Origin of the sequence: Nocardia sp. NPDC050175 (assembly GCF_044459885.1) — a bacterium.
Taxonomy (GTDB): Bacteria; Actinomycetota; Actinomycetes; order Mycobacteriales; family Mycobacteriaceae; genus Nocardia.
Genome location: NZ_JBITJI010000001.1, coordinates 1,038,605 through 1,053,498, shown reverse-complemented (window position 1 = coordinate 1,053,498; position 14,894 = coordinate 1,038,605). Strand labels below are relative to the sequence as shown.

At 67.5% G+C, this 14,894-nt stretch carries 11 protein-coding genes; 5 read left to right on the top strand and 6 right to left on the bottom strand.

The features are described 5' to 3' along the window. Positions 1-97 precede the first annotated feature (97 nt). Together ilvD and ACIBK2_RS04770 are read left to right on the top strand one after the other, a co-directional pair. Positions 98-1,804 (top strand): dihydroxy-acid dehydratase, encoded by a 1,707-nt coding sequence (gene ilvD / locus ACIBK2_RS04775; protein ID WP_396963681.1) that lies wholly within the window; start codon positions 98-100, stop codon positions 1,802-1,804. A gap of 88 nt (positions 1,805-1,892) precedes the next feature. Further along, positions 1,893-3,593, top strand: a complete 1,701-nt coding sequence (locus ACIBK2_RS04770; RefSeq protein WP_396963679.1) for a DUF885 domain-containing protein — start codon at positions 1,893-1,895, stop codon at positions 3,591-3,593. On the opposite strand, the gene ACIBK2_RS04765 is transcribed toward ACIBK2_RS04770, so the two are convergent. The 6 genes from ACIBK2_RS04765 to ACIBK2_RS04740 all read right to left on the bottom strand — a co-directional run bounded on the left by ACIBK2_RS04765 (position 3,549) and on the right by ACIBK2_RS04740 (position 12,327). Beyond that, entirely contained in the window at positions 3,549-5,039 is a 1,491-nt protein-coding gene (locus tag ACIBK2_RS04765; RefSeq protein WP_396963677.1) for a wax ester/triacylglycerol synthase family O-acyltransferase, read from the bottom strand. The genes ACIBK2_RS04770 and ACIBK2_RS04765 overlap by 45 nt on opposite strands. Before the next feature lie 72 nt (positions 5,040-5,111). Beyond that, on the bottom strand, positions 5,112-6,485 hold the full coding sequence (locus ACIBK2_RS04760) for a DUF5933 domain-containing protein (protein WP_396963675.1): 1,374 nt from the start codon (positions 6,483-6,485) through the stop codon (positions 5,112-5,114). An 83-nt stretch (positions 6,486-6,568) separates the two neighbouring features. After that, positions 6,569-6,742 (bottom strand): hypothetical protein, encoded by a 174-nt coding sequence (locus tag ACIBK2_RS04755; protein WP_396963673.1) that lies wholly within the window; start codon positions 6,740-6,742, stop codon positions 6,569-6,571. Between the two features lie 84 nt (positions 6,743-6,826). Further along, entirely contained in the window at positions 6,827-8,347 is a 1,521-nt protein-coding gene (locus ACIBK2_RS04750; RefSeq protein WP_396963671.1) for a catalase, read from the bottom strand. A 181-nt stretch (positions 8,348-8,528) separates the two neighbouring features. After that, positions 8,529-9,629 (bottom strand): glycoside hydrolase family 88 protein, encoded by a 1,101-nt coding sequence (locus ACIBK2_RS04745; protein ID WP_396963669.1) that lies wholly within the window; start codon positions 9,627-9,629, stop codon positions 8,529-8,531. Further along, complete coding sequence (locus ACIBK2_RS04740) at positions 9,619-12,327, bottom strand: hypothetical protein (protein WP_396963667.1); 2,709 nt, start codon at positions 12,325-12,327, stop codon at positions 9,619-9,621. Before ACIBK2_RS04740 ends, ACIBK2_RS04745 begins: the two co-directional genes overlap by 11 nt. Before the next feature lie 122 nt (positions 12,328-12,449). Between ACIBK2_RS04740 and kduI the strand changes: the two genes are divergently transcribed. The 3 genes from kduI to ACIBK2_RS04725 are packed head-to-tail and all read left to right on the top strand — an operon-like array spanning position 12,450 to position 14,841. Further along, the gene (gene kduI / locus ACIBK2_RS04735; RefSeq protein WP_396963665.1) at positions 12,450-13,268 is read left to right on the top strand and encodes a 5-dehydro-4-deoxy-D-glucuronate isomerase; all 819 of its coding nucleotides are present in this window, start codon (positions 12,450-12,452) and stop codon (positions 13,266-13,268) included. After that, positions 13,265-14,023, top strand: a complete 759-nt coding sequence (locus tag ACIBK2_RS04730) for an SDR family oxidoreductase (RefSeq protein ID WP_396963663.1) — start codon at positions 13,265-13,267, stop codon at positions 14,021-14,023. The genes kduI and ACIBK2_RS04730 overlap by 4 nt, the downstream gene beginning before the upstream one ends. Next, complete coding sequence (locus ACIBK2_RS04725; protein WP_396963661.1) at positions 14,008-14,841, top strand: IclR family transcriptional regulator; 834 nt, start codon at positions 14,008-14,010, stop codon at positions 14,839-14,841. Before ACIBK2_RS04730 ends, ACIBK2_RS04725 begins: the two co-directional genes overlap by 16 nt. Positions 14,842-14,894: the final 53 nt, after the last annotated feature.

Below are 14,894 nucleotides of genomic sequence, written 5' to 3'. Positions count from 1 at the left end.
GCTGAGGCCGGCCAACGGGTCCGGCAGTGCCCGGTCGAACCTCCGTCGGGCGTGGGCGCCGCAGGTTTCGGATCCGAGCAGAGGATGATGGGCAATCGTGCCCACTGATCCGAACGTCACCGATATCAAGCCACGCAGCCGCGACGTCACCGACGGCCTCGAGAAAACCGCCGCTCGCGGGATGCTGCGCGCGGTCGGGATGGGGGACGACGACTGGGAGAAGCCGCAGATCGGGGTGGCTTCGTCGTGGAACGAGATCACGCCCTGCAATCTCTCGCTCGACCGGCTCGCCAGGGCCTCGAAGGACGGGGTGTTCGCCGGTGGTGGGTTCCCGATGCAGTTCGGCACCATCTCGGTGTCCGACGGCATCTCGATGGGCCACGAGGGGATGCACTTCTCGCTGGTGTCGCGCGAGGTGATCGCGGACAGTGTCGAGACGGTGATGCAGGCCGAGCGGCTCGACGGTTCGGTGCTGCTCGCGGGCTGTGACAAGTCGCTGCCCGGCATGCTGATGGCGGCCGCTCGGCTGAACCTGGCGAGTGTGTTCCTGTACGCCGGTTCGATCCTGCCGGGCATCGCGAAGATGTCCGACGGCAGCGAGCGCGAGGTGACGATCATCGACGCGTTCGAGGCGGTCGGCGCGTGCTCGCGCGGGCTGATGAGCCGCGAGGACGTGGACGCCATCGAGCGGGCCATCTGTCCCGGCGAGGGCGCCTGCGGCGGCATGTACACCGCGAACACCATGGCCAGTGCGGCCGAGGCGATGGGCATGTCGCTGCCGGGCAGCGCGGCACCGCCCGCGACCGATCGCCGCCGCGACGGTTACGCCAGGCACAGCGGCGAGGCGGTGGTGGAACTGCTGCGGCGCGGGATCACGACCTCCGACATCCTGACCAAGGAAGCCTTCGAGAACGCCATCGCCGTGGTGATGGCCTTCGGCGGCTCCACCAACGCGGTCCTGCACCTGCTCGCCATCGCGCACGAGGCGAACGTCGACCTGAAGCTGGCCGATTTCGCGCGGATCGGCCGCAAGGTGCCGCACCTCGCCGACGTGAAACCCTTTGGGCAGCACGTGATGACGGACGTCGACCGGGTCGGCGGCGTACCCGTGATGATGAAGGCGTTGCTCGATGCCGGTCTGCTGCACGGGGATTGCCTCACCGTGACGGGCCGGACGGTCGCGGAGAACCTGGCCGCGATCGCGCCGCCGGACCCGGACGGCAAGGTGGTGCGGGCGATGACCTCGCCGATCCATCCGACCGGCGGCATCACCATCCTGGAGGGCACCCTCGCGCCCGGCGGCGCGGTGGTCAAGTCGGCGGGCTTCGACTCCGACGTATTCACCGGCACGGCAAGGGTTTTCGACCGCGAGCGGGCGGCGATGGACGCGCTGGAAGACGGCACCATCTCGGCGGGCGACGTGGTGGTCATCCGCTACGAAGGCCCCAAGGGCGGTCCCGGCATGCGCGAGATGCTCGCGATCACCGCCGCCATCAAGGGTGCCGGACTTGGCAAGGACGTCCTGCTGCTCACCGACGGACGATTCTCCGGCGGCACCACCGGATTGTGCGTCGGGCACGTCGCGCCGGAAGCCGTCGACGGCGGACCGATCGCGTTCGTGCGCGACGGCGACCAGATCCGCCTCGATGTCGGCAAGGGCACCCTCGACCTGCTGATCGATGCCGCAGAGCTCGCGCGTCGCGCCGAGGGCTGGGAACCGTTGCCGCCCCGCTACACCCGTGGCGTGCTCGCCAAGTATTCGAAGTTGGTCGGGTCGGCGTCCTACGGTGCCGTCTGCGGCTGAGGTCGGGTCGGCGGGTGCGCGAGACGCGCACCCGCCGCGGGCGCAAATGGCCTTGTCAGGGATGCCGATTTCCAGCAGAGTCGACGAGATGGATGAGACCACAACAGATTCGACTCCTGTGCGTAGCGCGCGCGACATCGCCGACGCCTATGTCGACGCGCTCACCGAGCTCGATCCGCTGATCGCGGTGATGCTCGGGCGCAACCCCGACGATGACCGACTTCCCGACCTGTCCCCGGCCGGACTCGAAGCACATGCCGCCTGTGCCCGTGCCACACTTGCCGAGCTCGACGCCGCGACGCCCGCCGATGGCTTCCCGGACGCGGCCGACCGCCGCTGCGCCACACTGCTGCGCGAGCGTCTCACCGCCGAACTGGCGGTGCACGACGCAGGCGAACATTTCCGCGCGCTTCGCAACATCAACTCGCCGGTGCATGGCGTCCGTGACCTGTTCACCCTGCTACCCACCGACACCGAGGCGCAGTGGCAGGCCATCGGCCGCCGACTGAACCGGGTGCCGGTCGCGCTGGACCAGTACCGGTCCACGCTGGCCGTTGGCATCGACCGTGGTCTGTTGGCCGGGCCTCTGCAAGTGAGTGCCGTGGCACAGCAACTCGACGAGTGGGTCGCGGGCGACAATCCGGGCGGCTGGTTCGGCGATTTCGTTGCCGTCGGCCCGGAATCGCTGCGCCCCGAACTGGATTCGGCCGCCGTCGCCGCAACGGCCGCCGTGGCGGAACTACGCGACTGGCTGCGAGATGTCTACGGCCCGAAGGCAATCGACGTTCCCGACACGGTGGGTCGAGAGCGCTACCAGCGTTTCGCCCGCTATTGGAGCGGTGCCGAACTCGACCTCGACGAGGCGTACAACTGGGCGTGGGAGCAGTTGCGCGAGGTCGACGCCCAGATGCGCGCCGAAGCAGACAAGGTGCGGCCAGGCGCGACGCCGATCGAGGCCATGCGGTGGCTGGAACAAGACGGCCCGGCACTCGACGACGCGGACAGCGCCCGCCGCTACCTACAGAACCTGATGGACCGAGCCATCAAAGATCTGCAGGGCACCCATTTCGATCTCGCCGAGCCGCTGCTGAAGGTCGAGTCGATGATCGCACCGCCGGGGAGCGCGGCCGCCCCCTACTACACCGAGCCCTCGCTGGACTTCACCCGACCGGGCCGCACCTGGCTGCCCATCCTCGACCCGAACCGAATTCCGGTGTGGAGCTTGGTTTCCACCTGGTATCACGAGGGCGTCCCCGGCCATCACCTCCAGATCGCCCAGTGGATCCACCTCGCCGACCAACTATCCGTCTATCAGGTCACCCTCGGCGGCGTGAGCGCCAACCTGGAGGGCTGGGCGCTGTACGCCGAGCGGCTGATGGACGAACTCGGCTACCTCACCGATCCCGGCCACCGCCTCGGCTACCTCAACGCCCAAATTCTGCGGGTACTCCGGGTGATCCTCGACATCGGCCTGCACGTCGGCCTCGACTATCCACCCGATTCCCCGTACCGGCCCGGCGAGCCCATGCGGCCGGACAACGCCCGCGAATTCTTCGCCAGCTACTGCGGATTACCGCCGGAACACCTCGACAGCGAGCTCATCCGCTACCTCGGCTGGCCGGGCCAGGCGATCGGCTACAAGCTCGGCGAACGTGCCTGGCTGCGTGGCCGGGCCGCCGCGGCCGCGGCACACGGCGAAGCGTTCGACCTGAAGGCCTGGCACATGGCCGCCCTGTCGCAAGGCTCACTCGGCCTCGACGACCTTGTCGCCGAACTCTCCGCGCTCTGAGAGTCGGCTCGGCTCGGCGTATTGCTTTGCCGCGCGGAGCAATTCGTCCAACTCGGTGACGAGATAGCCGGCGATGACGTCGATGTCGGGGACCAGTTCGCGGCAACCGAGCAGGCCGAAGTGCAGGCGGCCGCCGGAGCTGCTGACGGTGATGTTCAAGCCTTGGCCGTCCATCACGACCGAAAGGGGGTAATTGGCAACCATTTTCGCGCCGCCGAGGTAGACGTCGACGTTCGGGCCCGGCACATTGGAGATCACCAGATTGAACGGCGGGATCCGATGTGGCAGGCCCATCGCGAAGGCGACGCGGGCCGCGCGGGCCACCAGCGCGGGCGGCGCGAAGTCGGTGACGTTCTCGATGAGTCCCGGCGGGATCGCCGCCTGCTGTGCCTTGGCGATCTTGGTGGCCCGGTGCACGGCGGTGAGGCGCGCTACGGGATCGTCGAGATGGGTCGGCAGGGATGCCAGCATCGCCGAAACCTTGTTGCCCAGCTTGGATCTACTGCCCTCGTCGCGCACCGAGACCGGGATCATCGAGACGAGCGGGACGGCGGGCAACGCGTCGTGATCGATCAGCCACTGCCGCAACGCTCCCGCGGACATGGCCATCACGACGTCGTTGACCGACATCCCGAAGACGTTCTTGACCGCCTTCGCCTCGTCGAGATCGACACTGCGGAAGGCGAACCGGCGGTGCGGGGTGATCTCGCGGTTGAACGGTGTCTTCGGCGCGAGCCCGACCGCGCTGGCGATCACGTCGCCGTCGTCGTGTTCGCGGCCGAGTATCGCGCCGACATAGGGCGTCAGGTAGCTGCCGACGAGTGGCAGCGAACGCCCGAGGTCGCCGGCGATCCGTGCGGCCTGTAATGGCCTGCTCGCCAGGGACACTGCCGCGCGGGTGAGCATCGTGCGCCTGCTCGGCTTCGGCTCCGCGGGGAAAGTCGATGGGAGAGTTAGTAGTCGGCCCTCCGGCGTCAGGTCGAGCAGGATCGTCATCAGTTCCGCCCCGGAGACGCCGTCGATCGCCGCGTGATGCATCTTCGTATAGACCGCGAGTCGCCCACCGGCGAGCCCGGAGATCAGATACGCCTCCCAGAGCGGCCTGCGCCGATCGAGCGGCCGCGCGTGCAGCCTGCTGACCTGCTCGGTCAGTTGCGCGTCCGAACCCGGTGTGGGCAGCGAGATCTCACGGACGTGATATTCGATGTCGAAGTTCTCGTCATCGATCCAATAGGGCTGGTCGAGTCCGAGCGGGACGTACGTCAATCGCTGATGCAGCAGCGGGATCAGTGGCACTCGCTCGCCGACCAGCGTTGTCAGTGCAGCAAGGTCGAGCACAGTCGGTGATTCGCTCGGGTCGAGCACGCACAATCCGCCGACATGCCCGGTGGAGTTGTGGGTTTCGAGCGACAAGAACGCGGCGTCGAGGCCGGAGAGCTGCTTCATCGTTGATCCTCTGTTGCTCCTGAGGATCTGAGCATCGCACCTTCGGTTCGTCCAGTCTCCGAAACGAACTCGTCAGCGGGCAATCCGTTCGTCGAGGGGGATGCGTTCGGCGTCCGGCGCCGCGGTTTTCTGCGGGCGAGTCGGGGCGAACCAGGTCAGATAGAACAGGATCGCCAGGGCGGCGAGCAGGCCGAGGAGGCCGAGCCCGGACACGAAGGGGTGGTCGGCCATCGTCGGAGCGAGGTAGCGGACGGACAGGAGGGTCGTCGCGAAGGTGACGATGCCCAGGGCGACCACGCGGATGCGGTAGTGATCCCAGCCCCGGTCCGGGTCGCGCAGTGCGGATTCCACGGTCAGGCACAGCGCGGCACCCGCGACCAGGTCGACGCCGTAGTGCGCGCCGAGACCGAGCGTCGCGATGAGGGTGCAGACCAGCCAGAACGCGCCACCGATGCGCAGCCACAGCGGCCCGCGGCGGGAGTGGATGAACAGCGACAGCGCCCAGGCCGTGTGCAGCGACGGCATGCAGTTGCGCGGGGTGATGCCGTCGAAGGGCATCGGTTCGACGGAGAACGGCAGCGGCGGAACGATACTCGGCCAGACGTCGGCGAGTTCCATGCCGTGTCCCTGCGGTCCGAAGGCGAGAATCGGGCCGACCACCGGGAAGACCACGTAGAAGAGCGGGCCGATCAGGCCGAGCGTCAGGAAGGTGCGCACCAGGTGGTGCCGGGGCCAGCGGCCGCTGGTCACGCCGCGCAACTGCCAGACGGCGACGACGATCGCCGCGACCGGGAGCTCGAAATACACCCAGCGCACCAGGCCGAACGGCACCGGCCCCGCCACGTCGAGCAGATGTCCGATGAACCAGGACGGATTGCCTAGCGCGTGGTCGGCGAGCTCGGCGTACGGATCGAGAACCGTCGGGCAGGCCCACGCGGTCACGTCCAGCCAGATCTCGCCGATCTTCGTCGCGAGGATCAGCAGTGCACCGAATGCGATGGCGCGCAGCGCGGTTCGGCGTCGCTCGCCGGACCAACGCCAAGCGGCGATCACCGCGAGCGCGGTCAGCACGATGGTCGGACCGTTGCCGACGGTGAACAGCCTGCCCTCGACCGCCCGGATCACCACGAAGATCAGGTCGATGGCGATCGCCGCCGCCAGCGCGGTCACCCGGACGCGGGTGGTGACGCCGACCAGCGCGAGCAGGAAGCCCGCCCACGAGGTGGTCGCCGACTTCGGCCTGCCGACATAGTCGCGGAACAGGCTCGTCAGCGGGCCGAGTGCGTGAATGTGCGCGGCCATGAGTTCACCGGCCACCAGCACGAGCACCGCGGCGGCGATACCGCACCAGACCATCGACGGTCGAACGCGACGTTCCTGGAGCCGCGCAGCACCCGTTTGCTCTGCGGGTGGAGGCTGGCTACCCGGTTCGTCGTGAATAAGCATTCGGACATCGTAAACACGATGTGAACATGACCATGCGACGTGGTGAACACGGGCCGCTCACGCGAGGGGCGGAGCCTACCGTGTCATAGCACCAGGACCAGTGCCGAGACGATGCCGAGGGTCGCCGTCGCGGCCGCGCCGACCGAGTTGATGATCACTACCCCGGCGGTGACGAGCGCGCAGAGTAGCGACTCGAGCCATGCTGTGTCCCGCTCCGAACGCGGCCCCTGGGCGCGATGCGTCGTTCTCGCAGTCATGGCCCCCGAGCTACCCCGCGAATTCGCGCTCAAACAGGGCAACGGCAGGGCGCACCGTGGCGCGCCCTGCCGTTGCCGGAATTGTCAGGCTTTGTCTTGGGCCGAGGAGCGGGCGGGATTCGCCTGCTTCGCGGCCTTGGGATCGAGCTCGTCCTTCTTGGCCTGCACGCCCGCCTCGATGCGGTCGCCGAGTCCCTTGTCGACGTTGCGCCAGTACTCGAACGCGCGGCCCAGTACCGGCGGTGTGACGCCGTTGAGCAGATGCCCGACGATGTTGTCCACCAATCGATCCCGGGCCGCGTCGTCGAGCACCTCGCGGACCATGGTGCCCGCCTGGCCCCAGTCGTCGTCGTCCTTGCGCAATGTGTAAGCGGTGCGGACCATTTCGCCGTCGGTATGCCAGCCGACGACCGGGCCGGAGACGGTGGCGTCGGCGTGCGGGCCGCCCTTCGAATTCGGCACGTACACCGGATCGCCCGGGTTGTGGTGGCGCATCGCGCCATCCTTCGAATACGACCGCACCGTCGTCGCATGGGCCGAATTGACCGGCAGCTCTTTGTAATTGACGCCGATCCGGTAGCGATGCGCGTCCGGGTAGGAGAACCACCGGCCGAGCAACATCTTGTCCGGACTCGGGCCGGTGCCCGGCACCGAGCTGCTCGGTTCGAACGCGGCCTGTTCGATCTCGGTGTGATAGTCGGCCGGATTCCGATTCAAGGTCATCTTGCCGACCTCGATGAGCGGATAGTCGCCGTGCGGCCAGACCTTGGTGAGGTCAAAGGGGTTGTACCGGTAGGTCTTCGCGTCCTCGAACGGCATGATCTGCATGTGCAGCGTCCAGCTCGGGAAGTCGCCGCCGTCGATCGCCTCCCACAGGTCGCGGGTGTGGTAATCGGTGTCCATCGAGGCCATCTGGTCGCCCTCGTCCTGAGTGAAGAACTCGACGCCCTGATCGCACTTGAAATGGTATTTGACCCAGAACCTTTCGCCCGCGGCGTTGTACCAGAGGTAGGTATGACTGGAGTAGCCGTTCATGTGCCGCCAGGTGCGCGGAATGCCGCGATCGCCCATCAACCAGGTGACCTGGTGCGCGGATTCCGGTGACAGCGTCCAGAAATCCCACTGCATATCGTGATCGCGCAGATTGTTGTCGGCGCGGCGCTTCTGCGAGCGGATGAAATCCTGGAACTTCATCGGATCCCGCACGAAGAACACCGGGGTGTTGTTGCCGACCATGTCGAAGTTGCCCTGTTCGGTATAGAACTTCAGGGCGAACCCGCGCGGATCCCGCCAGGTGTCCGGGCTGCCGCGCTCGCCCGCCACGGTGGAGAAGCGGGCGAGCACTTCGGTTTTCTTGCCGGGCTGGAAGACATCGGCCCTGGTGTAGGCGCTGACATCGTTGGTGACCTCGAAGGTGCCGAACGCGCCGCCGCCTTTGGCGTGCGGCTGCCGCTCGGGCACCCGTTCCCGGTTGAACGCCGCCATCTTCTCGATCAGGTATGCGTCATTGAGCAGAATCGGGCCGTCGGCGCCGACCGTCAGCGAATGTTCGTCACTGGGCACCGGGATTCCGGCGTCATCGGTGGTGTAGTTCGGATCAGACATGTCTCTCCTCTTCTACCAGCGGTAAGGAGCGCCCTGCGGCGAGCCGGTCGTGATGTCCCGACGACGGTCGAAGGCTGTTCGGTGTCCGTCTCGGTTCTCCCGATCGACTTCCCAGGTGCCTGAAGGTCAAACGTATCGCGAAGTGCTGGTTTCGTGTCCGAAATGCGCTCGCGCGGGCGGCTCAACGCGGACTCAGGCCCTGTTCGATGGCCTGTAGGGCGGCGGCCACCGCGTGCAACGCGAGTCCCTGACCCCAGGGTTGAATGCGGTCGTTTCGGATGACGCTGTAGCCGAAGGGGACGAGTTGCAGCACGGTTCCGGCGCTGACCCTGGTGAGGGTGCCGGTGGGGTCGACGTAGCCGAGTGCGCCTGCCACCGCGCGCCAGCCCGCGGGCGCGATCTCGGGCGGGCAGTCCGCGAGTACCGCTGCGGCGCGCAGCATGGCTGCGCCGAGGCCTGCGGCGGCCGATGGTTCGAGGATGCCTGCGTTTTCGGGTTGTTCGTCGACGAGCACGCTCCAGACGCCGTGTTCGGGTTGCCGTGCCGCCAGGGCGGACAGTTGCCGGGTCAGCAGGTCGATGATCCGGTTGAGCTGGTCGTTGTCGACGGAGACGTTGCCGCGTGCGGCCAGTTCGAGGAACTCGACCGCGCTGAGCGCGCACCAGGCGTTGCCGCGTCCCCAGTAGTTCCAGATTGTTTGTCCGCGGTGCGAACCGTGTGCGAAGAGTCCGGTGTCCGGGTGCTGCAGTATTTCGGCGTGGGCGATGAGCTGGTTGCCGAAGGCGGCGACCAGGTCGGGGTCGCGGCGGTATTCGCCGAGATGGCCGAGGAAGACTCCGGCCATGAATGTGGTGTCGGCCCAGACTCCGTCGGGCCAGTGTTCGAGTGCGCCGTTGGCCGCGCGGGTGGTCGAGGACGGTTCATGGAACCACTGTGCGAGTTGGTCCGCGGTGGCCGCGAGGTCGGGATGGTCGGTGGCGGCGATCAGGGCGGCGGTGCCGGGGGCGAGGTTGTTGACGTGGGTGACGCTGATGCCCGCCGAGTGTTGTCGGCGCAGCCAAGTGACGACCTCCGCCGGTATCGGGAGGTGTCTGGCCTGGGTGTAGCGGAGCATGCCGAGTAGGCAGACGCCTTCGCCCCAGAACCAGGACGGCAGGCCGGTCTGCCAGGTGCGGGTCATCAGGCGCTCGCCGGTCACGATCAAGGCGGCGAGGGACAGGTCGGTGATCGGTGGGAGCGGGGGAGCGGCGTGCTGTGCGGAGGTGAGATCGTCAGCCGACATGGTGGTCTTCCGGCGCGGTGGGTACGGCGCTCGGCGGTTCGATCCGGCGGCCTTGGGCGAGATCGAGGACGAGCCGGTGGCCGCGCCAGGTGGCCGTCAGCCGGTCGGCGCCGAAGGGAACGTGCACGGCCGGGTTGTCCAGGTGCGGTGGGTCGGTCGGTCGACCGTCGGCTGAATCGATTGCCGCACTGCCGTTTACGGTGAACGCGCCGGGCCACGACAAGGCGAGAGTGCGTCCGTCGCTGGTGTGCCACGACACCGAGTCGGGCGTGAAAACCGGTTCGGTGAGGGCGGATACGAAGTCGGCGAAGGTCGCATCGGTCGCCGCCCGGCCGACCGTCGCGACGTAGGCCAGGCCGTCACCCGCGGGTAGCCAGGTCTGGCCGCACTCGTCGCCCGTAGTGCGGGGACGGAAACCACCGGTGGTGGCGACCGCGACATAACCGTCGCCGACGCGACCGGCCAGCCAGGAACCGTGGGCCGCCCATTCGTCCATATGCGGTGTGGGGAACCACAAGTGCGTCGAACCGAACCAGTCGGGCTCCGGAATTCGGTGCAGCACTAGTACGGTGTCGCGGTGCTGGTGTGCCCTCGGCAAGATCCGTTGTCCCGCCCAGGCATTGGGGCGGGCCGACGACGAGGTGCTGTCCGCGGCGGGATGCGTCGCGAACACCTGCACCTCCGGGCCGAGTGTTGCGCCCCAGATGTGCTCCTGCAATCCGGGTAGTCCGGAGCGGTAGTCCTGAACGCTGGACAGCATCGCATCCGGTGTTCGCCATACCCGTAGATCGGATCGGTACGGTCGGTCCAGCAGATCGTGGTGCGGGCGGTACTTGCCGGAGTAGACCTGCCGACCATCCCATTCCTCGGGCAGGTCGGTGGCGACGGCTCGGATGAGCTCGGGCAGACGGTAGTGCGTCGCGGTCGCGAGCGCGGTGGCGGGCAGGACCGCTGTGTTCAATGAGCCTGCGCCCCATAGGGTCCACATGATCGGCGCGGTTTCCTCGAATCGCGACGATCGCAGCGTCGGTACGTAGGAGCGTCCGTGTGCTGCGCCGTGAATGCCGTGCCACGAGTTGCCTGCGAGGGTGAGCAGCGCCTTGTCCAGCAGGGCCTCGGCGAGCTGCCGCAGGGCATCGTTGTGGGCGAATTCGATCCAAGAGATCAGGGCGAGCGAATCGATAGCCAGATAGGCGTTGGAATCGAATTCGCTGAAACCACCCGCGATCTTGTGTCGCATCCACTCCTCGGCGAGGTGCTGCCCGTGGTCGGCGTGGACACAACCGGTCCAACCGGTGTTGGCGAATCGATCGTCTGGAAACAGTTCGCCGATAAGTGTTTCGGCCGTGTGCCAGACGAACTGGTGGTTCTCGGTGAAGTAGCACATGGCGTCCAGGCCGGGCTGGTCGATCCAGTACTTGAAGCCGAGCAGCGCGTCTCGAACCCGGTCGCGCTGTGCCGGTGACCATGCGTCGTCGCCGAGTCGCCGCCACAGGTGGACCAATCCGACCGCCTCGAAATCGGCACAGTCGGAGCGGGATTCGATCATCTGCAGTGCGGGCGCGAGATCGTCGTCGGGGAGCCTTGTGGTCGGGTCGACGGTATGCCTGGCGAGGGCGCGAGCCACGCCGGGGACGCCGTTTGCGACATGGTGCAGCAGCTCGCCCTGCCAGATTGCCGGGTCGCCAACGGGATGTGCGCGGTATACGGCAGGTACCCGTGCTGCGCGCAACTGGCGGACCACCGGCGCGGCCGGGTCGTCGACGCGGACGATCAGCACCGTCTCACCCGTGTGCAGCATGGAGGCCGTGGCGTCGGCTGTGTCGGTGAGCTCGCCCGGTAATGTAAAGCGAGCGGTCCCGTCTGTGAGTACTACTGGGGTCGCAGCGTTTCCGTCTGCCGAGACCAGGTATCGCCCACCCGCCGGACCTGTGAGCGTGACGGTGCCATCGGTACTCGCCCACGGAGTGAGTCCGACCGCGTCGAGCATGGATTCGGCCGCCGCCGAACGGGATTCGTCCGCACCGGGCACCGGGATCACGACGCGGACCGGCAGTCCCGACACCCGCAGGCAGGCGACGTGCCTGCATTCCCGGAACGCGACTTGCCAGGTGACGAGGTGCACAGCGGTCAGCCCGGAGCACAACCGCAACCGCAGCTGCATCCGGTGCGGCTCCATATAGGTGAATTCTGTTGTCAGCAAGGCCAATTCGCCGTCTACGAAGACGGCAATCGGACCCGTGCAGCCCACCTCGAACGTGCGATACTCGGCCTGGTCGACTTCGAACACCGTCGCGGCGACCGCCTGCCGATATTCCGGCGTGAAACAGAACTCGCTCCAGTCGAGCAGCCCGTCCGCGCCGGTGTACCTGCGCTCCCACTCGGCTTGCCGCGCATCACCGGGTGTCACCTGCCACGCAAACCGCCAGCTCTCCTGCACTGCGGGCAGCAGTGGATCGGTGGCAAGCGGATGGTGTTGGTAGAGAATCTGTTTCAACGGTGCCACGTCGGGACCGTTGGTGAGCATCCATCGGCCGTCTGGGCCCCACGGGCTGCCGTCCGGTTCGAGTACCTCGTGCAGATCCGTGCACGGTGTCGCGAAGGCCGCCGTGCTGAGCCAATCTCGCACATATCCGTTCCGGTCAAGGCTGTGCACTGTCCGGTCGCTCGTGGCGAACTCTGGGATGGCGTTGTTCATCGCACCGCTGCTCCTTGCGGGGGCGGCTCCCTTGCCACGGTCTTGCTTCGTACGGGATACTCCTCCGGCTTTCTCTGTGCGGGAAAGCACTTTCCGTCAGACGGGAAAGATGAGGTGGCGCCATGACCGACGTCCGTTACGCGACCAGCCCAGGGGAAATGGCAAGGCTCTCGCCGGAGGAACTGCGGGAACGATTTCTGGTCACGAATCTGTTTGCCACCGGCGAGGTTCGGTTCACGCTGTCCCAGCAGGACCGGCTGCTGATCGGCGGTGCCATGCCCGACGGTGCGGAGCTCGAGCTTACCCCGCCCGCGGAGCTGCGCGCCGAAAACCTTTGTGACCGACGCGAACTCGGCATTGTGTGTCTGGACGGAACAGGTTCCGTGCACGCCGATGAGCAGACCCATTCGGTGTCTGCCGAGGACATCGTCTACGTCGGTCAGGGCACCCGGCGCGTGACGGTGGCGGGCGACGCGGTCTTCTACATCGTCTCCGCCCCAGCGCATCTGGCGCACCCCACGACCTTGATCACCCGCGAATCCGCCGACAGCGTGCGGATCGGCGAGGCGCACAAGGCAAGTGAGCGGACGCTCCGCAAATACGTGCACGAGGACGGCGCTCATTCCTGCGAACTGGCCCTTGGTATCACGACACTCGAGCCGGGCAGCGTATGGAACACCATGCCCTGCCACACCCACGACCGGCGCACCGAAATCTATCTGTACTTCGGCCTCGACCCGGCCGAACGCGTCGTGCACCTGTGCGGCGAACCCACCCGCACCCGCAGCATCATCGTCGCCGACCGGCAGGCGGTGATCAGCCCGCCGTGGTCGGTGCACACCGGCGCGGGCACCGCGCCCTACCGGTTCGTCTGGTCGACCGCAGGCGAGAACCTCGCCTACAACGATATGGATCTGGTTGCGACGGAGTCGCTTTCGTGACCGACCCGTTCCGTTTGGACGGACAGCGCGCGCTCGTCACCGGCGCGCGCACCGGCATCGGCCGGGCCGCCGCGCTCGCGTTGGCCACTGCCGGCGCCGACCTCGTGCTGTGGGGTCGCGACCGAGACGGCTTGGCAACCGTGGCCGCCGAGATCGAGGCGCTGGGTCGCGAATGTGTCACCGTTGGAGCCGACCTCGCCGATCCGGCGGCGGTCGAGGCCGTCGCGACTTCCGTTGCCGCCGAACACCGTATCGATCTGCTGGTGAACAACGCGGGCATCATCAGCCGCGGCCCGGCGACCACGGTGTCGCTCGCCGACTGGCGACGGGTGCTCGACGTGAATCTCGATGCCGCGTTCCTGCTGGCCCGCTGCCTCGGGGCGCCGATGCTCGAACGCGGCGCGGGACGGATCGTGAATATCGCGTCGCTGCTGTCCTTTCAGGCCGGTGTCAATGTCGGCTCATATGCCGCAAGCAAACACGCGGTCGTGGGACTGACGAAAGCCCTGTCCACCGAATGGGCGGGGCTCGGCGTTGGCGTCAACGCGGTCGCCCCCGGCTACGTCGCCACCGCCAACACCGCGGCACTGCGCGCCGACGCGGCCCGCAATCACGCCATCACCGAACGCATTCCGATCGGCCGCTGGGCCGAGCCCGCGGACATCACCGGCGCCATCGTCTTCCTCTGCTCGCCCGCCGCGGCCTACGTGCACGGCCACGTTCTGGTGGTCGACGGGGGATGGCTGGCCCGGTGAACCCCGACTCCTCGCCGAGTGCGGTCGCCAAGGTGGTGCTCGTGCTCGAGGCGCTGCCGAGCTGCCGGGGAGTCACCGAAATCAGCAGGAGCACCGGGCTTTCCACCTCGACGGTGCATCGGATCCTGCAGGAGCTGGCCGCCGTCGGCTGGGTCCGCATCGACCCGGACCACCGCTATCTGCCCGGCGTGCGCCTGCTGTCGCTGGCCGGACAGACCGCAGGCATCACGCACCTGGTGCGGCCCATCCTGCAGCGGCTCTGCGCGGCCACCGGGCACACCGTGCACTTCGCGTTGCGTTCCGGCGACGAGGCCATCTATGTCGACAAGCTGGAGGGCGACCGCGCGTACGCGATGCGCTCGCGGGTCGGTTTGTCGATCCCGTTGCACTGCACCGCAATCGGCAAGGCGGTGCTGGCAGGACTGTCCCGCGCGGAGTTACGAGAGTTGCTCACCCGGATCCCGCTCACCGCCATGACACCGCGCACGATCACCGACCCCGACCTGCTGATCGCGCATGTCGGCGCGGTGGCTGCCCGCGGCTACGCCGTCGACGACGAGGAGAACGAGACGCAAACCCGATGCCTCGGCGCCGCGGTGCTCGATCACCACGGCGTGCCGATCGGCGGCATCAGCGTGTCGGCGCTGGCGTTCGATCTCGACCGCGCGAAGGTCCGAACCTGCGCGCCATTGCTCATCGCCGCCGCCCATGATGCCTCGCACGCACTCGGGCTACCCAATGCCGCCCACCCGCTGCCCGGCCCGGCAGACCGCAGACGCCGCCCAGGCGACACCGCCAAGCAGGTTCGAGACCGCTGACGCCCAACTGGGGACAACTGGGGATCGTCCTTCCCTGTGGTCCCCGCCGTCCG